Source organism: Proteus hauseri (assembly GCF_040139125.1).
GTDB classification, from domain to species: Bacteria; Pseudomonadota; Gammaproteobacteria; order Enterobacterales; family Enterobacteriaceae; genus Proteus; species Proteus hauseri_B.
The window spans coordinates 136,499-157,249 of the sequence record NZ_JBEEUB010000004.1; the positions used below are offsets into that span (position 1 = coordinate 136,499).

Annotated in this window: 20 protein-coding genes and 2 tRNA genes; 10 read left to right on the forward strand and 12 right to left on the reverse strand. The window is 37.8% G+C overall.

Annotated features, from left to right (window positions below):
• Positions 1 to 97 precede the first annotated feature (97 nt).
• Positions 98 to 913: a sulfite exporter TauE/SafE family protein gene (locus ABN099_RS08745; protein WP_349463288.1), complete on the forward strand. Its 816-nt coding sequence runs from the start codon at positions 98 to 100 to the stop codon at positions 911 to 913.
• Between the two features lie 350 nt (positions 914 to 1,263).
• A complete protein-coding gene (gene sodB, locus ABN099_RS08750; RefSeq protein WP_349463289.1) occupies positions 1,264 to 1,842 on the forward strand; it encodes a superoxide dismutase [Fe] in 579 nt (192 codons plus the stop codon).
• Positions 1,843 to 1,973: 131 nt separating this feature from the next.
• On the opposite strand, the gene ABN099_RS19060 is transcribed toward sodB, so the two are convergent.
• Positions 1,974 to 2,057, reverse strand: a complete 84-nt coding sequence (locus ABN099_RS19060; RefSeq protein ID WP_102949514.1) for a YnhF family membrane protein — start codon at positions 2,055 to 2,057, stop codon at positions 1,974 to 1,976.
• Positions 2,058 to 2,325: 268 nt separating this feature from the next.
• Here ABN099_RS19060 and purR point away from each other — a divergent pair, with 268 nt between their 5' ends.
• Entirely contained in the window at positions 2,326 to 3,351 is a 1,026-nt protein-coding gene (gene purR / locus ABN099_RS08755) for an HTH-type transcriptional repressor PurR (protein WP_349463290.1), read from the forward strand.
• A gap of 23 nt (positions 3,352 to 3,374) precedes the next feature.
• Here the strand turns inward: purR and punR are convergent, their stop codons facing one another.
• A complete protein-coding gene (gene punR, locus ABN099_RS08760) occupies positions 3,375 to 4,277 on the reverse strand; it encodes a DNA-binding transcriptional activator PunR (RefSeq protein ID WP_349463291.1) in 903 nt (300 codons plus the stop codon).
• A gap of 119 nt (positions 4,278 to 4,396) precedes the next feature.
• On the opposite strand from punR, the gene punC reads away from it, so the two are divergent.
• Together punC and cfa are read left to right on the forward strand one after the other, a co-directional pair.
• Entirely contained in the window at positions 4,397 to 5,620 is a 1,224-nt protein-coding gene (gene punC / locus ABN099_RS08765) for a purine nucleoside transporter PunC (protein WP_349463292.1), read from the forward strand.
• Between the two features lie 306 nt (positions 5,621 to 5,926).
• Positions 5,927 to 7,081 carry a cyclopropane fatty acyl phospholipid synthase gene (cfa, locus tag ABN099_RS08770; protein ID WP_349463293.1) on the forward strand — a complete coding sequence of 385 codons (1,155 nt, stop codon included), beginning with the start codon at positions 5,927 to 5,929 and terminating at the stop codon, positions 7,079 to 7,081.
• A 154-nt stretch (positions 7,082 to 7,235) separates the two neighbouring features.
• Here cfa and ABN099_RS08775 read toward each other — a convergent pair whose 3' ends face one another.
• Positions 7,236 to 7,910: a riboflavin synthase subunit alpha gene (locus tag ABN099_RS08775; protein ID WP_349463294.1), complete on the reverse strand. Its 675-nt coding sequence runs from the start codon at positions 7,908 to 7,910 to the stop codon at positions 7,236 to 7,238.
• 309 nt (positions 7,911 to 8,219) lie between these two features.
• On the opposite strand from ABN099_RS08775, the gene ABN099_RS08780 reads away from it, so the two are divergent.
• From ABN099_RS08780 to pykF, 4 genes are all read left to right on the forward strand, one after another.
• Entirely contained in the window at positions 8,220 to 9,593 is a 1,374-nt protein-coding gene (locus ABN099_RS08780) for an MATE family efflux transporter (protein ID WP_349463296.1), read from the forward strand.
• Positions 9,594 to 9,744: 151 nt separating this feature from the next.
• A tRNA-Val gene (locus ABN099_RS08785) sits at positions 9,745 to 9,821 on the forward strand.
• Positions 9,822 to 9,851: 30 nt separating this feature from the next.
• Positions 9,852 to 9,928: transfer RNA gene (locus ABN099_RS08790), tRNA-Val, on the forward strand.
• A 453-nt stretch (positions 9,929 to 10,381) separates the two neighbouring features.
• Entirely contained in the window at positions 10,382 to 11,794 is a 1,413-nt protein-coding gene (gene pykF, locus ABN099_RS08795) for a pyruvate kinase PykF (RefSeq protein WP_349463297.1), read from the forward strand.
• 115 nt (positions 11,795 to 11,909) lie between these two features.
• Here pykF and ABN099_RS08800 read toward each other — a convergent pair whose 3' ends face one another.
• Positions 11,910 to 12,254 (reverse strand): hypothetical protein, encoded by a 345-nt coding sequence (locus ABN099_RS08800; RefSeq protein WP_349463298.1) that lies wholly within the window; start codon positions 12,252 to 12,254, stop codon positions 11,910 to 11,912.
• Positions 12,255 to 12,744: 490 nt separating this feature from the next.
• On the opposite strand from ABN099_RS08800, the gene ABN099_RS08805 reads away from it, so the two are divergent.
• Positions 12,745 to 12,981 (forward strand): Lpp/OprI family alanine-zipper lipoprotein, encoded by a 237-nt coding sequence (locus ABN099_RS08805; RefSeq protein WP_349463299.1) that lies wholly within the window; start codon positions 12,745 to 12,747, stop codon positions 12,979 to 12,981.
• A gap of 84 nt (positions 12,982 to 13,065) precedes the next feature.
• Here the strand turns inward: ABN099_RS08805 and ABN099_RS08810 are convergent, their stop codons facing one another.
• The 8 genes from ABN099_RS08810 to sufA form a co-directional block, all read right to left on the reverse strand.
• The gene (locus tag ABN099_RS08810; protein WP_349463300.1) at positions 13,066 to 13,767 is read right to left on the reverse strand and encodes a hypothetical protein; all 702 of its coding nucleotides are present in this window, start codon (positions 13,765 to 13,767) and stop codon (positions 13,066 to 13,068) included.
• Between the two features lie 175 nt (positions 13,768 to 13,942).
• Complete coding sequence (locus tag ABN099_RS08815; RefSeq protein ID WP_349463507.1) at positions 13,943 to 14,860, reverse strand: L,D-transpeptidase family protein; 918 nt, start codon at positions 14,858 to 14,860, stop codon at positions 13,943 to 13,945.
• Between the two features lie 118 nt (positions 14,861 to 14,978).
• Entirely contained in the window at positions 14,979 to 15,407 is a 429-nt protein-coding gene (gene sufE / locus ABN099_RS08820) for a cysteine desulfuration protein SufE (protein ID WP_349463301.1), read from the reverse strand.
• A gap of 25 nt (positions 15,408 to 15,432) precedes the next feature.
• Positions 15,433 to 16,671, reverse strand: a complete 1,239-nt coding sequence (gene sufS, locus ABN099_RS08825; protein WP_349463302.1) for a cysteine desulfurase SufS — start codon at positions 16,669 to 16,671, stop codon at positions 15,433 to 15,435.
• Positions 16,672 to 16,679: 8 nt separating this feature from the next.
• Entirely contained in the window at positions 16,680 to 17,987 is a 1,308-nt protein-coding gene (sufD, locus tag ABN099_RS08830) for a Fe-S cluster assembly protein SufD (protein WP_349463304.1), read from the reverse strand.
• Positions 17,962 to 18,708, reverse strand: coding sequence for a Fe-S cluster assembly ATPase SufC (gene sufC, locus ABN099_RS08835; protein WP_349463305.1), 747 nt, complete (start codon positions 18,706 to 18,708; stop codon positions 17,962 to 17,964). Before sufC ends, sufD begins: the two co-directional genes overlap by 26 nt.
• Positions 18,709 to 18,752: 44 nt before the next feature.
• Positions 18,753 to 20,255: a Fe-S cluster assembly protein SufB gene (gene sufB / locus ABN099_RS08840; RefSeq protein WP_349463307.1), complete on the reverse strand. Its 1,503-nt coding sequence runs from the start codon at positions 20,253 to 20,255 to the stop codon at positions 18,753 to 18,755.
• Positions 20,256 to 20,272: 17 nt separating this feature from the next.
• On the reverse strand, positions 20,273 to 20,641 hold the full coding sequence (gene sufA / locus ABN099_RS08845; RefSeq protein ID WP_349463308.1) for a Fe-S cluster assembly scaffold SufA: 369 nt from the start codon (positions 20,639 to 20,641) through the stop codon (positions 20,273 to 20,275).
• Positions 20,642 to 20,751 lie beyond the last annotated feature (110 nt).

The window sequence follows — 20,751 nt, forward strand, 5'->3', positions numbered from 1 at the left end:
TGCTGATTTATTGATTGCAGTATAGCCATAAATTGAATTTTATTTATTCAGATAATCTGACATTATTTAGCCACCGACATATTTATGAGTATTAATTATGGACATGATTTTGCTGTTTCTTTTGGTGGGATGTATTACTGGTTTTTTTGCTGGATTACTGGGGATTGGAGGTGGAGCAATCATTGTTCCTGTTGTTATGTATGTAGTAAGCCAGCAAGCAATTCCTACTGATATGGTGATGAAAATAGCCTTATCCACATCATTTTCTGTCATTATATTTTCTACAGCATCTTCAGCCTATTCTCATAATAAACATAAAGCTATTTTGTGGAAGCAGTTTCCCTTACTCGCTGTTGGTACTTTAATTGGTATGCTTGCTGGTACATTTTTTGTACAAAAAATGTCAAATACAATATTACAAATCGTGTTCTGTATTTTTATGATCTACACCATTTATGGATTATTAACTAAAAAGAAAGAATCTGAGCATATTGAAAATGTAAAAGATCCTATTGTCTCAAAGCCTACTTTAACAAGCGGCGGATCCTTAATTGGTTTTATATCAAGTTTTATTGGTATTGCTGGTGGCACCATCACCATCCCCCTTTTAAGCTATTGGGGGTTTAATACTCGTAAATGTATCGCAACATCATCAATGCTTGGTGTCATTATTGCATCAATTGGTACCGTTATGGGTGTTGTTTACGGTTGGAATCAAACAAATATTCATGACTATTATTTAGGTTTTGTTTATTTACCTGCATTTATAGGGATAAGCATTACAAGTATATTTTTCGCGCCTATTGGCGTAAAAGTGGCTTATCGACTCCCCCTTCCTAGAGTTCGTCAAATATTTGCATTATTTCTGTTCTTAGTTGTGGTGAAAATGATGTATACACTCATTATAGAGTAACAATCAAACAGCTAAATTTTATTTTTATTCAAAAGAATAAAACGAATAGAAAGTATTTTATGGCAGTAAGGTACTCAATATTATAAGAATATCCGCCCTTATGATGAAATATATTTTACTGCTTTACGTATGACGCTCTGGGATATAGTCTTAACAGTATAATTAATCTATATAGCTTATAACTATAGATAAAAGATATTTAGCTGTTATTTCAGCAGGTTTTTGTTAAAATAATTAGCAAAATAGCAACAACTTAGATATTCAATTTGCCTCATTTTGTCAATCTAGATGATTTTGATAAAGTGATTTTTGGCACAAAACCCGAAATAGATAGTATAAAGGAGTACGCAATGTCTTTCGAATTACCAAAATTACCTTATGCGTTAGATGCTCTTGAGCCACATATCTCTAAAGAAACTTTAGAATATCACTACGGCAAACATCACCAAACTTATGTCACTAACCTGAACAATCTGGTTAAAGGTACTGATTTAGAAAGTAAATCTCTAGAAGAGATTATTAAATCAACTGATGGCGGTGTTTTCAATAACGCAGCGCAAGTTTGGAACCATACTTTCTACTGGAACTGTTTAGCACCAAATGCAGGTGGCGCACCAACAGGTAAAATTGCTGACGCTATCAACAAAACATTTGGCTCATTTGAAGAGTTCAAAAAACAATTTAACGATGCAGCAGCTAAAAACTTCGGCGCAGGCTGGACATGGCTTGTGAAAAAAGCAGATGGCTCAATTGCAATTGTTAATACGTCTAATGCTGCAACCCCAGTGTCTGGCAACGACAAACCACTGTTAACTGTTGACGTCTGGGAACACGCTTATTACATCGATTACCGTAATGCACGTGTAAAATATTTAGAAGAGTTCTGGGCACTGGTTAACTGGTCATTTGTTGACGCTAACCTCGCTTAATTTCTCTTAAGCATTAAGCATCAATTATTGATATTTAGTGACTAAATAACAAAGGGCCTTAGGCCCTTTGTTATATTCAGATATCCGATTATTTATAATTTAAATTAACCTGATATTATATAAAGCAGTGATTAAAACATCATTGTAGAAAATAAAACGATCATGACGAGTGCTGCTACTGCTGTACTCAAACCAAATTTCAGATCCGTATCCATCTATTCTCCCTCAAAATGATTATAATACACATTATTAACCATAACATTGTCATGGTTAATTATTATCACATATCACAATTTGCTAATATAGCGACTAGTGCACAATTTATAACATTGATTAATACTTTCACTTTTGAGCTAGATCATACAAAATTCATAGCTAACAGCTAAATTATTGCCAGTGTTTGCCCTATATATGACTATACTGGCAGCAGAACCACAAAATTAGATTAAAAGAGACCAATGAAGGTCAGGAGTTTTTCACACCATGGCAACAATAAAAGACGTGGCAAAACGCGCAGGAGTGTCAACCACGACTGTTTCTCATGTTATCAACAAAACACGTTTTGTTGCTGAGAACACACGAGCAGCAGTTTGGGCCGCTATTAAAGAATTAAATTATTCGCCTAGTGCTGTTGCGCGTAGTTTAAAAGTCAATCACACAAAATCAATTGGCTTGTTAGCCACGTCCAGTGAAGCTCCTTACTTTGCTGAAGTGATTGAGGCTGTTGAGAACAGCTGTTATAGCAAAGGCTATACCCTAATTTTATGTAACTCACATAATAATCTGGATAAACAAAAAGCCTATTTAGCAATGTTGGCACAAAAACGTGTCGATGGATTATTAGTGATGTGCTCTGAATATCCCGATCACCTTCTCTCTCTTCTTGAAGGCTATCGTAATATCCCTATGGTTGTTATGGATTGGGGAAAAGCACGTGGGGATTTTACTGATACTATCATCGATAACGCCTTTCATGGCGGCTATATTGCGGGGCGCTATTTAATTGAACGGGGTCATCGTGAGATTGGTATTATTCCGGGTCCGTTAGAACGAAATACCGGTGGTGGGCGTCTTCAAGGCTTTTTAAAAGCAATGGAAGAAGCCAAAATTATTGTAAAAGACGAATGGATTGTGCAAGGCGACTTTGAACCAGAATCTGGTTATAAAGCGATGTATCAAATGCTAAATCAAAAACATCGTCCTTCTGCTGTATTTTGCGGTGGTGATGTTATGGCGATGGGCGCTATTTGTGCAGCAGATGAACTCGGCTTACGTGTACCATTTGATATTTCTATTGTTGGCTACGATAACATCCGTAATGCTCGTTATTTTACCCCAGCATTAACAACCGTACATCAACCCAAAGAACGCTTAGGTCAAATGGCATTATCTATGTTACTTGACCGTATTGTGAACAAAAGAGAAGACGCACAGACTATCGAAGTGCATCCACGATTAGTCGAGCGCCGCTCTGTTGCCGATGGTCCATTTATCGATTATCGCCGTTAATTATACGCCTTGTCGAGTTACTCTTAACGAAGCCATTCCGCATTTAAGGTTTGGCTATCACCAAGATAATCTAATAACCAAGATAACGCCGGCGATTCACTTTTATCAACCCAAGTGAGACAGCAAGGACTATCAGGTAATGGCTGTGCCAATTTAAGTACAGCCAGCTTCCCCTGAGCGATTAATGGCTCAGCTCTATGCAATGGCACCATTCCAACACATAATCCTGCTAGTAAGCATTCAAGCCCCATATCCCACGTAGGTACAACCATTCTGCGCTGATTGTTTAGCGCCCAAGTATCACGCTTTGGTAAACTGCGAGAGGTATCTTCTAAACAGAGGCTAGGATAAGGTCGCATTTCATCATCAGTAAGCGGATTAACTGCCTTAGCTAATGGATGATCAACATGGCAAACACAACGCCAAGGCATAAATCCCATGTCTTTAAAACTATATCGCTCACCAATAGGTGATGCTCTGGTTGCGCCAATGGCTAAGTCAACTCGTCCATTAACTAATGAGTCCCACACACCATTAAAAACTTCAGGGTAAACATAAAGTTCGATATCGGGAAAATGTCGATAAAAATCAAGAATAAGTTGTTGTGTTCTTTCCGGTTTTACTATGCAATCTACTGCTATACTAAATTGTCCTCTCCAACCATTAGAGACTTGTTGACACATATGTCTAGTGTCATTCATTTTTTTGATAACAGATCGGGCTTCCTTGATAAAAATTTTACCTGCATCGGTTAATTCTACATCACGGTGACGGCGTTCAAATAGAGGCACAGCAAGCCATTCCTCTAATTGTCGAACGGTATAACTAACAGCGGAGGGTACTCTGTGTAATTCTTGAGCTGCTGAACTAAAACTTCCGGTTCGAGCTACAGCATCAACGACTTCTAAAGAGTATTCTGACCACATAAAGTTTATTCCTTTGAAATTTTTTCACAGCATTAACCAAATATTCCCGTTTCACAAGTAAAATAGGTCTTAGTTACAATATATAAAATGTTCTACATCACATAACATAGAAAATTAAAATGAATTTAAATACTTCCACACAAACAAAAACGCCTGCACGCTTTATGGTGTACCTTGCTGGTCTAAGCATGTTAGGTTACTTAGCCATTGATATGTACCTGCCTGCATTCGGTATGATGCAACGGGAACTTTCAATCAGTGAAGGGGCTATCAGTAATAGTTTAAGCATCTTTTTATTCGGTTTTGCTATTGCACAATTACTTTGGGGACCTCTTTCTGACAAAATTGGTCGTAAGCCCGTTCTGTTAATCGGTTTAACTCTTTTCTCTTTCGGTTGCCTTGGTATGCTTTGGGTTGATAGTGCAACCAGCTTACTGGCGATGCGTTTTCTACAAGCATTTGGTGTCTGTTCTGCTGCCGTTATTTGGCAAGCATTAGTTATTGACCGTTTTGATGAATCTCGTTCACAACATGTTTTTGCTTTAATTATGCCACTAGTTGCTTTGTCTCCAGCTTTAGCACCATTGATTGGCGCATGGTTCTTACAACATGGCGGCTGGCGTATGATTTTCATTCTATTAATGGCGGTAACTATCGTTTTAATGCTACCGACTTTAATGCTGAAAAATATTAAACAAAAATCAGTGACAGAAAATAGTGCAGCTCAAGCATCTGTCTCTTTTATGACTTTGCTAAAATCGCCTATCTACAGCGGTAACGTATTAATTTACGCTTCTTGTAGTGCTGGATTCTTTGCTTGGTTAGCAGGCTCTCCAATCATTCTTGAGAAGATGGGCTATTCACCACAAGATATCGGCTTAAGTTATATCCCACAAACCATTGCCTTTATGGTGGGTGGTTATGGTTGCCGTATTTTACTGTCTAAGATGACGGGTAAGTCACTATTACCATTACTATTAATTGGTTACGCAGTGAGTATGACCGCACTATTTTTAGTTGCTAAATTTACTCAACCAACGCTGACTACCATTTTAATTCCATTCTGTATTATGGCAGCAATGAATGGTGCATCTTATCCAATCGCTGTATCTAATGCGTTATCTGCTTATCCTGAGATTAGTGGTAAAGCCGCGGCGTTACAAAATGCGCTTCAGTTAGGGCTTTGTAGTTTAGCAAGCTTTATTGTTTCAGCCTTTATTAGTCAGCAGCCTTTAATAAACACCACGGCGATTATGGCATTAACGGCGATCCCAATGGCGGTTGGATACTTTATTCAACGCAATAAATCCGTTACCAAGCACACAATTCAAACCGCTGAATAACACTCTTTGCGCTTTTAAGATAATTCTTAAAAAAGGTCATTTTTATAAAATGGCCTTTTTCTTTTCTAGAGAAAAATATTCTACGTCTCTATACTTAATAAACGCAAATTGTAGCGTTTTATTTAATTTTCTTTCGGATTTTGAGGAGTATTAGCGGATCATTGCCTGATTATGTCAGATTAGTTATTTTATTAATCCTATTCATGCGACACATTTTGAATAAGATCCCATTTAACACAGAAAATCTGTACACATCCCTTCTTTGATTCATAACTCAAGACCCGCTTAGTTTACGCCGGAGAGTATATGAGTACATCTTGTGTAGAAGAAGGCCGAAAGACCTCCAATAATTCTTACCAACGCATTGCTACAGAGCTGCTGGCTCAAGCAGATATTCGTGTCAATGGTTCAGAACCTTATGATATTCAGGTTCACAACAAAAATTTTTATAAAAGAGTATTACAGCAAGGCTCGTTAGGTCTCGGTGAAAGCTATATGGATGGCTGGTGGGATTGCGAACGACTCGATATATTCTTTCATAAAGTTTTACGTGCAGGCATTGAAAACAGACTTCCACAAAATATACACGACATACTCAAAATAGCGGTTGCGCGTATATTTAATCTGCAAACACAAAAAAGAGCATGGATGGTAGGGAAAGAGCATTACGACCTTGGTAATGACCTTTTTACTGCAATGCTTGATCCTAACATGCAATATTCTTGTGGTTATTGGAAAAATGCAGATTCATTAGCGTTAGCTCAAGAGCATAAGCTAAATCTAATTTGTCGAAAACTGGCGCTAAAACCAGGAATGACATTATTAGATATAGGTTGTGGTTGGGGTGGTCTTGCTGCCTATGCAGCAAAACACTTTGGTGTTTCAGTCACAGGAGTAACCATCTCTGTTGAGCAACAAAAACTGGCTCAAAAACATTGCCAAGGACTTGATGTTGATATTATTTTAGAAGACTACCGTGACTTACATACACAGTTTGATCGCATCGTTTCTGTAGGCATGTTTGAACACGTTGGTCCTAAAAATTACGCCACTTATTTTGATGTTGTACGCCGTAATTTAAAAGAAGATGGTCTATTTTTGCTGCATACCATAGGTTCTAATCGCGATAAGGTGAATGTTGATAGTTGGATTAGCAAATACATTTTCCCTAATGGTTGCCTACCTTCAATTCAAAAAATTGCCCAAGCGATGGACAATAAATTTGTCATGGAAGATTGGCATAACTTTGGTGCCGATTACGATAAAACCTTAATGGCATGGTATCAGCGTTTTCTTACTTGTTGGCCTGAAATTGAATCTAACTACACACCTCGATTTAAACGTATGTTTAGTTACTATCTTAATGCCTGTGCGGGTGCTTTTCGTGCAAGAGACATTCAGTTATGGCAAATTATGTTAAGTCCTAAAGGTAAAATAGGTGGATTGCAAACACCTCGTTGATTTTTAACTGCCGTTAAAAATAAAAAAGCCAGTTTGTTGAAAAGACTGGCTTTTTTACTTTCTAGTTTCTGACTTTTTAGTTTTTTACATTTTATTTTGTTAGGAGCATGTGACTGCTTAATTTGTTTTAAACTTCAACAAAATAACTTGAAGCTTATTTCGCTTCGCTTTCAGCCTGTTGTTCGGCTAATAATGCTTGTTGCTGAGCCTCTTGTTGTGCTTGTTGCTGAATCATAAAACGTTCAACAGTATCTACAATAGCTTGCGTTTGAGGATCCAGTTCAATATTCACTTTATCGCCAAGACGTTTGCGACCTAATGTAGTTCGGTCTTTTGTTTCAGGAATTAAGTGAACACAAAAACGATTATTAACTACATCACCAATCGTTAAACTAATACCATCAATACCAATAAAGCCTTTATGCAAAATATATTTCATTAACGCTTTATCGAAGATGCGAAACCAAATTTGTAGATTATTTTCAGAAGTAATAATTTTGGCAACTTCGGCAGTAGTTACAATATGACCAGACATTACATGTCCACCAATTTCATCACCATATTTTGCCGCACGCTCAATATTAACCTCTGAACCTACTTTTAATTCACCAAGATTTGTTAAACGCAGTGTCTCTTTGACTAAATCAAAACTAACTTGATTACCTTCTATTTTAGTCGCCGTTAAGCAACAGCCATTATTAGCAACAGAAGCGCCTGTTTCCAAGTTTTGGACTAACGTCTCTGGTAATTCAATGATATGAGTACGGAAATCGCCTTTATCTTCAATGGAAATAACCCGCCCTTTTCCCTGAACAATACCTGTAAACATCTCACATCTCCTTGATTCTACAAACTGGTTTACCCTTAATGAGGTTGATACAGTTTAGAATAACATAGCTATTATTAATACAAAGGAACAATTATCTCTTTTATTCCTTATCGATTATCGTCATTAAATATAACGTAAAAATACGTAATAAATTATCAAAATCCTGTGTTTGAAAAACGTCACATCTTTCATTGATAATTAAACTTTTATCATTAGAATAAGCGCCATTGAGGATCATTTTACGTCATTTTAACAATATGGCGTTCATTATCTCCCTTCCGTTTTCTTATAATTAATAAAGGTGTATGCGTGCAAAAGTACGTAAAAGAAGCGCGTAGCTTACTTGCTCTTGGTATCCCCGTTATCATCGCACAATTTTCCCAAACGGCGATGGGTGTGGTTGATACTGTCATGGCGGGCGCGGTTAGCGCCACAGAAATGTCTGCAGTTGCTGTGGGGACATCAATTTGGTTACCTACCATTTTACTGGGTCAAGGCATATTAATGGCATTGACGCCCATTGTTGCCCAATTAAATGGCTCAGGACAACGAAAGCTGATTGCAAATCGCACACAGCAAGGTTTTTGGTTGGCGACTTTCCTATCAATAATGGTTATTGCAATTCTTTATAATTGCCGATTTATTATTGAAGCTCAGGAAGATATCGACCCAGAATTAGCAGAAAAAGCCGTTGGATTTATTCACGCAATAATGTGGGGGGCTCCCGGTTGCCTCTATTACCAAGTATTGCGAAGTCAGTGTGAAGGGTTATCCAAAACAAAACCGGGGATGATTATCGGTTTTGTTGGATTACTGATTAATATTCCCGTTAACTATGCCTTTATTTACGGTAAATTTGGTGCACCACAATTAGGGGGTATTGGTTGTGGTGTAGCAACGGCATCTGTTTTTTGGGCAATGTTCTTTATGATGCGCTATTACGTGCGTCGAGCACCAACGCAACGTGATGTACAGCCCAAACAACGTTTTGTAGCACCAGAACTTCATACACTAAAACGTATTACTTTCTTAGGGTTACCTGTTGGATTAGCACTCTTTTTCGAGGTAACACTGTTTGCGGTTGTCGCATTATTAGTTTCGCCTTTAGGGGTTACCGCCGTTGCAAGTCACCAAATTGCATTAAACTTTAGTTCGTTGATGTTTATGTTCCCATTATCATTAGGAATAGCCGCAACGATTCGTGTTGGTCATAACTTAGGACAACGCTCGACAGAACAGGCGCGTATTTCTGCTATTACCAGTTTGGCGGTAGGCTTAATGTTGGCAACTTGCACCGCGATTTTTTCCATTATTTTTAGAGAAAAAATTGCCTTAATGTATAACGACGATCTTGAGGTTGTGGCACTCGCGTCACATCTAATGTTGTTTGCTGCGCTTTATCAGCTATCAGACTCTGTGCAAGTAATAGGCTCTGGTGTATTACGTGGTTATAAAGATACGCGTTCTATCTTCTTTATTACCTTTATTGCATATTGGATAATTGGTCTGCCATCAGGATATTTATTAGGTCGTACTGATTATATTGTTAATGCTATGGGTCCTGCCGGTTTCTGGATTGGCTTTATTCTTGGCTTAACGGCATCCGCCATTATGATGGGAAGCCGCATTTGGTGGATCCAACGTCAATCTAATGAAGTGGTATTAGCACGTTCTGAGCGTTAAACAAAAAACATCGATTTAGGCAAGGGAATGACACAAATATCAACAAATAGCTTTAAATACGAGCAGTTGAATATAAATTTGTGTTTTTCCTCTTGCCAGAATCAGATCATCTCGCTAATATTCGTCCCCGTTGTCACCCAGAATAAGTAATGCGTCCATAGCTCAGTTGGTTAGAGCACCACCTTGACATGGTGGGGGTCGGTGGTTCGAGTCCACTTGGACGCACCATTTAATTCTGAACAACTATCTCAATACAGTGCGTCCATAGCTCAGTTGGTTAGAGCACCACCTTGACATGGTGGGGGTCGGTGGTTCGAGTCCACTTGGACGCACCATTTTCTACTCTCTATTTTCTTAGTTTTACTCTTCTTACCTACCCTACAAAATAATTAATTCAGCTTGCAATATTTTATTGCGCAACAAAACGCTTAAAAAACAAGCAGTCAGCACCGTATTTTGATCACATCACTTAAATTTACCTTTTTTCGATTTTCTTCACAGAAATTAACCTCTATAATACGAAACATAATTTTGTTGAAAGGTTTCAGCGCATTGATTTACGGGCATCTTTAGAAAAAAGAACGAATGAACCGTGATAGACTATAATGTATGATATCTGCAAACCCTCGATGCAAATTAGTAACAAGAATTTTATGATGTTGCTGGATCATTAACATGTTGCGCAACTAACCTCATTAGAGTTTTGTTGGCACCATGTGTGCTTAGTCAATAACACAGCGGCATTACTCCCTATTCATCCATTACAATAAACCATTAAATAGACTGCCATGAAAAAGACAAAAATTGTATGCACCATCGGACCAAAAACCGAATCTGAAGAAAAACTGAATCAATTACTGGACGCTGGCATGAACGTTATGCGTCTTAACTTCTCTCACGGTGACTATGAAGAGCATGGCAACCGTATCAAAAACCTTCGCAATGTTTGTGCTAAAACAGGCAAGAAAGCGGCTATCTTATTAGATACTAAAGGTCCAGAAATTCGTACCATCAAATTAGAAGGTGGTAACGATGTGGCTTTAGTTGCAGGTCAAACATTCACTTTCACCACAGACAAAACTGTTGTTGGTAATAAAGACCGCGTAGCCGTTACTTATGAAGGATTTGCTAAAGATTTAACTGTTGGCAACACCGTATTAGTTGACGATGGTCTTATCGGTATGAAAGTAACTGCAGTTACTGATACTGAAGTTGTTTGTGAAGTATTAAACAACGGTGATTTAGGCGAAAACAAAGGTGTTAACTTACCAGGTGTTTCTATCGGTTTACCTGCATTAGCAGAAAAAGATAAACAAGATCTTATCTTTGGTTGTGAACAAGGCGTTGACTTTGTAGCCGCTTCTTTTATTCGTAAACGTTCTGATGTTGAAGAAATGCGTGCGCACTTAAAAGCACACGGCGGCGAAAACATCATGATCATCTCAAAAATTGAGAACCAAGAAGGTCTTAATAACTTTGATGAAATCTTAGAAGCATCTGACGGTATCATGGTTGCTCGTGGCGATTTAGGTGTTGAGATCCCTGTTGAAGAAGTTATCTTTGCACAAAAAATGATGATTGAAAAATGTAATGCAGCGCGCAAAGTCGTTATCACTGCAACGCAAATGTTAGATTCAATGATCAAAAATCCACGCCCTACTCGCGCAGAAGCGGGTGACGTTGCGAATGCTATTTTAGATGGTACTGATGCTGTTATGTTGTCAGGCGAAAGTGCAAAAGGTAAATACCCAGTAGAAGCTGTAACTATTATGGCAACTATCTGTGATCGTACAGACCGCATCATGAAATCACGCCTTGACCTAAGCCAAGTTGGTGCAAAACTGCGTGTCACTGAAGCAGTATGCCGTGGCGCTGTAGAAATGGCTGATAACTTAGATTCACCACTGATTGTTGTTGCAACTTACGGTGGTAAATCAGCTCGTTCTATTCGTAAATACTTCCCAACTGCACCAATTTTAGCATTAACTAATAACGAAGAAACAGCTCGTCAATTACTGTTAGTGAAAGGTGTTACAACTCAATTAGTAAAAGAGATCGCATCTACTGATGATTTCTACCGTATCGGTAAAGAAGCAGCATTAGCAAGTGGTTTAGCTCATGCAGGTGACCGTGTTGTTATGGTTACAGGCGCGCTGGTTGATAGCGGAACAACCAATACTTCTTCTGTTCACGTTCTGTAATTTTACTTAACGCTTAAGTTATCTAAACGCCACTATTTCAGTGGCGTTTTTTATTAATCATATCAACGTATTATGTATGTTTATAATTTTCACATACAGATAAAAACGTTTAAAATCACCAGCAGCGATCATGATATCGGTTATCATAACTTCTGTTATCATGGTATCGGTTATTTCCATATGGTCGAGCGGACTCCCTCTGTGTTTTAATTTGATCAGATAATGAATCCAAATCCTTTATCAGTGATTTAACGTTATCATCCGTTTCGCTAACACCTTGATCATAAAGTTTATTTAATTCATATCTCTTATCTTCAAAATCTCTTTGTAATTTTGAGTAATTTGAATTATTTGAATATCTTTGTCCATGATTGCCATAACAATAGGCGCATGCAGAAGCGACAGATGAATATAAAAATAGTCCAGACAGCATACTAATTAGTAATAGTTTCTTATTCATAAACACGCCTTAATTAAAATAAAACTCTAAATATTTCTTATATTATATTATTTAAATTCACATCATGTAAGGTGATAAAATCAATAAACTATCACTCTAGGTACTACTAAGCATGAGCTATCACTTTAAAGAAATTTTTTAAACTAAATTTAGTTTGCTGTATGAGAGTATAAAAAATGCAAACACTCACCCCGCCAAAAGATAAACTGACGAGATATTATAATGGAAAATCGGATGAAATAGCATAACTCACGAAATAAAGCTTTTCACTATCAGACTTTTATGAATAAAAATCTTTTGTGAAGGGGTACGCACTTTTTGTGCTGATCATTTGCGTTTTAGGTGCTATTTTTCCTATTGTTATAGAGAGTGTAAGTTACACTTATTGCGAATATATCCAGCATTTTCTTATAACTGTGCCATACTTATTAATGGCTTCATATAAATGCTACTTGTTCCTTTAAACAAACTAATAATAGAGGTTGTTACCATGAAAGCGAAACTAGTACTAGGTGCGGTAATTGTGGCTTCAGGCTTATTAGCAGGTTGCTCCAGCAACACTGCTCAATTAGATCAAATCTCTTCTGATGTAAGCCGTTTAAATACACAAGTTCAACAATTAAGCGGTGATGTACAGTCTGCTCGTGCGGAAGCTAAATCAGCTTACGATGAAGCAGCGCGTGCCAATCAGCGTTTAGATAACCAAGTTACTACTTATAAAAAGTAATTTGACTCGCCAATAAGCTAGAAACAGTTTTAGGTAAGTATTAATAGCAAAGCCCCAATCCGCAATGGTTGGGGCTTTGGTTTCTTATGAAATTAAATTAATATCCCTTAAATTCTGCTGTATTATCCGATTTGCTTCTAATTTAGAATTAATTTTATCGGTCGCATTTCTTTTTAACGGTTCAAGCTCTCCTTGATATTTTTCATTTATATTTTTAAGTAATGCAATAACGTTATCGTTTTGAGTAGTTTTGCAATCACTTTCAAGAATAAAATTATTATTAATTAATTCAAATATCTGTGATTTTAATAAATCGTTATGACCAGGATTAATATTCTTCTGAAAATGTTCATTCGCCTGTTGATAAACCTGATACAGTGTCGCCAACATTATATTGACTGATTTATCAGGGTGACCTTCGGTGAGTGATAAAGACTTATCTGTTTGATTTAACAGTTCATTTTTTATAGAACAGAATAATTTAGTCACATCATTAGTCAATTCTTTATGGGTTAACCTAGAACTAATACGCCCACTATCATTCAATGTTTTTGCGTCTAATCGTTCATATTCATCATTTTTTGTTTTTGTTGAGATCCGCTGAATAAACTCACCACATGTTTTATTAATATTCTGTTGTCTTTTCGCTTCACTCCCAACAAAAAAAGTTTCTGTACTATTTTTTATTGCAGCGACTACATTTGCCAATTGACTAAATTTATTTCCAATACTAGAAGTAATACGTTCAAAAACACCACGAGTAATATTTTTTGAATCAATTTCCATATCCAGAACTCAGTTATTTTAAAAAGATGTTACTGATATTAAAGAAAAAAATATCAATTTAATATTAAAAATACACCTTTTATTACGTTAAGCTGTTTTATATAAATTATTATTTATAAAAAAACAGATGCCTTAATAAGCATCTGTTTTGCAATTTATTAATGTTGTTAGCAGCTTAATATGCGGTTACATCGACAGGTAAACCTGAGCGACGAATTATTTCAGCATCAGCTTTATCTTTATCAACTTTGCCACTCTCATACCATTCATTAAATTGCTTAGTAAAGGTTAATGGCATCGTTTGTGGATCATCATCTTCATTACGTGATAATGGTTGGTGGACTTCAATAAACTGTCTACCATCCGCAGTTTCAGTAAATTTAATGGGTTTATTGATAATTTGAACCCGACTTCCTTTAGGAATGACGTTAAATAAGGTTTCAATATCATCAGGTCGCAAACGAATACAACCAGAACTGACTCTTAAACCAATACCGAAATCTGCATTAGTACCATGAATAAGATATTCACCTCGACTGTGTGCCAGCCTTAGAGCATAAGCCCCCATTGGGTTTTCAGGGCCTGCAGGTACTACTGCTGGCAATATTATTCCTTTTGCAGCATAGTTTTTACGAATATTTGTAGTCGGTGTCCAGGTTGGATCTTTAATTAACTGCGAAACCGAAGTCACCATCTCAGGTGTTTCACGCCCTAATTGACCAATACCAATGGGATAAACATCAACGGTCGTTCCCTCTTTGGGATAATAATAGAGGCGTAATTCAGCAAGATTGATAACAATACCTTTACGTGTGGTATCAGGTAAGATCATTTGCAATGGAACGTTAAGTGTTTTACCTGCTTGAGGTAGAAGAGGATCAACACCCGAATTAGCTTCCATCATATTGAGCAGTCCAACCTGATATTGTGCTGCGATGACTTCTAATGAACGATTATCGTTAGGCACTGTATATAATACATTTTCACCAATTAAACGTTCACCATTAGCAGGTAACAGGTATTCATTTGCGTAAGATAAGTGGCTGCTCATCCCTAACAGCGATACACCCAATAGGGTTAACCATTTATTCATCATTGATCCCGTAAATTAAAAATAAAGTAAACTGGCTATCATGATAATAAGATTATAGTACTTTATTCTTATCATATATTAAGCCAGTTTAGAATATTACCACGAGATTAGATAACATTTACGCTACAGTGTAATCCGAAAAACGCTTAATCAGTGTTGTAACCATAGCGTGCAACCCCTGAGTCCGAGATGGCGTTAAGTGGCTTTCAAGCTCAAGGGATGCAAAATAGTGTTTTACATCTGTCGCTAATGCTTGTTCTATGCTCTTACCTTGAAATAAGATAATCACTAATGCCACTAGCCCTTTTACAATACCTGCATCACTGTCGCCCGCAAGCATAAGCTGCTGCTGTTCATTAAGCTCAACCGCTATCCACACTTGGCTTTGGCAGCCTTCAATAAAATTAGCTGCAATACGCTGTTTATCTGTTAATGGAGTAAGACGTTCGCCTAATTCCATCATATAGAGATAGCGCTGCTCCCAGTCCTGACAACGAGAAAAATTGCGCAGTAATTTAGCTTCATCAGGTAAGTTGGCAACCGCCATAAATAACCTCTTTATCTTTTCTTATTTAACCGAGTAACATCTCAACGCGTAACAGTGCATTCACTAATGCATCAATATCTTCTTTACTGTTATACAAGCCGAATGAAGCACGACACATTGCAGGAACTTGATAGAAATCCATAATTGGCATCGCACAATGATGTCCTGTACGGATAGCAATGCCATAATTATCAAGAAAGGTACCTACATCATAAGCATGATGCTTACCTAAATTAAACGCTATCACACCTTGTCGACTTTCATTACCATACAGTACCAGCGATTTTATTTTTGTCAGTTGCGCTTGGGCATATTGCATTAGGCTATTTTCATGCTCTGCAATGGCTTCCATTCCCAATTGACTAAGATAATTTAATGCCGCACCTAAACCTATCATACCAATGATATTGGGTGTGCCAGCTTCAAAACGCCAAGGGGCATCTGCATAAGTAATATCACCGTTAAGATGAACATGCTTAATCATCGCACCACCACCTTCCCATGGTGGCAATTCATCAAGAATGGCTTTTTTACCATACAACAAGCCAATGCCCGTAGGTCCATAAAGTTTATGACCACTACAAACAAAGAAATCACAATCGATTTGTGCAACATTGATAAGTTGATGCATTGCACTTTGTGCGCCATCGACCAGAATATGTAAATCACCGCCTTGTTGAGTTGCATATTGGCGAGCATCACGAATTATCTCAGCCACTGGATTAACAGTGCCTAATACATTTGATTGATGAGTAATGCTGAGTAGCTTAGTACGTTCATCAATAAGTTGTGGTAACTTCACGAAATCAAGTCTGCCATCTTGCAACATTGGGATAATGCGGATATCAAAACCATACTGTTTCGATAGCATAAACCAAGGCACGATATTGGCGTGGTGTTCCATTTCCGTAATGATGATATTGTCGCCATCATTAAGAAAACGCTGACTATACGTGTTAGCAACTAAATTAATACCTTCTGTTGTCCCTTTAACGAAAACAATCTCTTCTTCGCTATGAGCACCCAAAAAGTCAGCCGCTTGTTTACGTACATTTTCAACGAGAGTTGTCGCTTCTGCACTTAACGTATGAATGCCGCGATGAACCGCGGCATATTGTGTTAACGCAAAACTTTTCTCATGCTCGATGACACAAATTGGTTTTTGAGCACTGGCTGCACTGTCGAGATAAATCAGTGGTTTACCTTTCACTTGCTGTGACAAAATAGGAAAATCATCACGCGCTTTTTCAATAGATTGCGTCATAATTACGGTTATACCTCAGATAAGCGCTGATTAATTCTATCCAACACACACGCTTTAATTACGCTATTTTCTAATGATTCGGTTAATTCAGCAGCGAAAGCATGAATAATCATCTTACGAGCTTCATTCAACGAAATACCACGAGAACGTAAATAAAACAGTTGTTCATCATCCATACGACCAACCGTTGCCCCATGACTGCATTTTACGTCATCAGCATAAATTTCAAGTTGCGGTTTGGTATCGACTTGCGCTTTTTCACCTAATAACAAATTATTGTTGGTCATTTGACCATCAGTTTTTAATGCTTGAGGCGTTACAGTGATCATGCCGTTAAATACTGCCTTACCTGCATCCATTGCAATAGTTTTATGCAATTGACGACTCTGACAGTTTTTCTCACCATGTATCAACCAAGTTCTGGTATCCGCGATTTCACCGGCTTTAGGTAATATCACACTGTTCATCGATAGCTCAGTGTTTTCACCATTTAACGCTGAACTAGTATGATGACGAGTAAGTTTACAGCCTAATAAAAAGGCATAACTATCAACTCGAGCATCTCGACCTATTATCAGATCATTATGGGCAAAATGCTGACTAACGGTATTCTCAAAACCTAACTTAAGATGATTGAATGAGGTGTTATCGCCAATATTTGCCGTTAATCTTGCCCCCGTAAAATGGCGATGATCATCGTTATCACTAATATAGTGCTCAATCACTTGCATTTGTGCATTAGCACCAATGTCAAAGTGGAAACGATAATTAGCACTATTGATATCATCAGTGTGATTACCTTGGGTAATATTCAAGATATAAAGCGGTTTATCCGCAATTACACCTGATTTTAAGGTAACAAACAGTGGGTGTGGTGCTAAGCTTTCCACTAAGTGTAAAAATACTTCACCATTAACCGCGTCAGGTAATTCACTTTGGTTATCAAGTAAAGTCACCTGATAAGGACCAAAATCTTTGCTACTTTCAGTGGGTGAAAAAGTACCATTAACCATCACAATACGATAGCAGTCTAACGGTAACGCTTGCTTCGCAACAATCTCTTGCACATCAAAAGGTGGCAATATGCGATATTGCTGATTTAGTGTTTCATCAAGTGGCGTATAGTGCCAATCTTCATGTCGATAAATAGGAAAACCGACTTTCTCAACTTGCAACCAGTGATTACGGGCATGCAGATTATCTTCACCTTTACGCTGATGATACAAATCTGAAAATGTCTTCAATGCTTGTTGGTTGCGTTGATCTACTTGGCGCTGTTTTTCACGTTTTTCATTGAGGGTCAATAAGCCAGCCATAACCTTGTTCCTCCAATTTTTGCGCCAATGAAAAATCACCCGATTTAATGATTTTTCCTTGATAAAGCACATGCACATAATCAGGTTTAATATAATCTAAAATCCGCTGATAGTGTGTTACAACAATAAAAGCACGTTTACCATCACGTAGGCTATTTACGCCATTAGAGACAATTTTCAGCGCATCAATATCAAGCCCAGAATCCGTTTCATCTAAGATACATAATTCAGGCGCTAACGCTGCCATTTGCAAAATATCGTTACGTTTTTTCTCACCACCAGAAAAACCGACATTAACAGAGCGTGTTAACAGGTCTTGAGGCATATCAAGTAGTGCGATTTTATCTTCAATAAAATCTTCAAAATCAAAGCGATCTAATGGCTCTAAACCACGGTATTCTCTTACTGCATTAACAGAAGACTGTAAGAAAAATTGATTACTCACACCGGGAATTTCAACAGGGTATTGAAATGCCATAAAGATCCCTTCGCCCGCACGCTCTTCGGGTTCTAACGCTAAAAGATCTTTACCTTTAAAGGTGATAGAACCTTCATCGACTTCATATTCATCACGACCAGCAAGTGTTGCCGATAAGGTACTTTTGCCTGAACCATTGGGTCCCATAATGGCATGTACTTCGCCTGCTCGGATTTGCAAATCTAATCCTTTTAGGATTTCATTGCCTTCAACACTGACATGTAAATTTTTAATATCTAACATAATATATGCCTTCGGTATTGATATACTCAGAAATAAGCTAATGCTTAACCAACGCTGTGCTCTAAGCTGATTGCTAATAATTTTTGTGCTTCTACAGCAAATTCCAGCGGCAATTCTGAGAATACGTCCTTACAAAATCCGTTTACAATCATTGAGATTGCATCATCTTCACTTAAACCACGCTGACGACAATAAAACAGTTGGTCTTCACCAATACGTGACGTTGTCGCTTCGTGTTCAAGTTGTGCTGAGTTATTCATTACTTCCACATAAGGGAAAGTATGTGCACCGCATTGGGTACCAATTAACATCGAGTCACATTGCGTAAAATTACGTGCATTTTTAGCAGAAGGGAGCACTTTGACTAATCCACGATAGCTGTTTTGACTTTTACCCGCAGAAATACCTTTAGAGATAATGGTTGATTTGGTATTTTTGCCGATATGGATCATTTTCGTCCCCGTATCTGCTTGCTGATTACCATTGGTTAACGCGACAGAGAAAAATTCAGCGGTTGAATTATCCCCTTTTAAAATCACGCTTGGGTATTTCCAAGTAATAGCAGATCCTGTCTCTGATTGTGTCCATGACATTTTGGCATTTTCACCTTCACAGATAGCACGCTTAGTCACAAAGTTAAGAATACCACCTTCACTATCACCACCAGCGAACCAGTTTTGTACTGTGGAATATTTTACTTCTGCATCTTTATGAATAATGACTTCTACCACAGCGGCATGCAATTGATAAGTATCACGTACTGGCGCAGAACAGCCTTCGATATAACTCACATAACTGCCTTCATCAGCCACTAAAATCGTGCGCTCAAACTGACCAGTTTGTGCCGCATTAATACGAAAATAGGTGGATAACTCCATTGGGCAACGCACACCTTTTGGAATATAAACAAAGGTGCCATCAGAAGCGACCGCCGCATTGAGTGCTGCAAAGTAGTTATCGTGGCTAGAAACCACAGTACCGAGGTATTGACGAACTAAATCAGGATACTCTTGAATAGCTTCGCTAAATGAGCAGAAAATAATGCCATGTTCAGCAAGTTCTTCACGATAAGTCGTCGAAACAGAAACGGAGTCAAAAATCGCATCAACAGCAACGGCTTGCCCTTCTCTTACAGGCACACCAAGTTGGTTAAATGCATCTTCAACTTCTTTAGTTAGATAATCCTGAACGGCTTGCTTATCACTTGCAACTGCTTCATTAGAACCACTCTCACAACTACCATTAGCACAACAAGAACTGCATGATGGTGCTGAATAATAACTATAATCTTGATAATCAAGTGATGGATAATCTGCTTTAAGCCAATGCGGTTCTTCCATTTCTAACCAATGGCGATAAGCATCAAGTCGAAACTCAAGCATCCACTCAGGTTCATTTCTTTTTGCCGATATTGCACGAACAACGGCTTCATTTAACCCTTTCTCAAGGGTATCCGTAGATATATCGGTATAAAAGCCTTCTTTATAGTGATGTGAGCTCAGCCAGTCCTGAACTTCATCACCTATTTCAACATTGCTCTGAGACATAATCTGACTTCACTATGTTATACCCCGAAGCTCTCACCACATCCGCAGACATTCTGAGCTTTAGGATTATTAAATTTAAACATCTGATTGAGTCCTTCACGGACATAATCAACAACCAAACCATCGATAAAAGGCATCGCTTTTAATGAAACAAACAGTTTTGCACCGTTATGTTCATAAACAATGTCATCCTCTGTTGGCGCAGCGGCTAACTCGATAACATAGCCATACCCAGTACACCCAGATGGTTTGATACTTAAGGAAAGTCCCTGACTTTCAGGGTTTTTCTCTACTAAATGGCAAATATGTTTTGCGGCATTATCCGTTAATACAATACCTTGCCATGTTGTGTCGTTAAGAGAAAAAGTTTCAACATTGTTTGTCATTGCTGACCTCATTTCAAAAGGAGAATAATATCTTTCCCAACTCTAATGGTAATGATAACCCTTATCACTTCAACCCTGTTTTTTAAAAGGATATTATGGGAATGTTTATT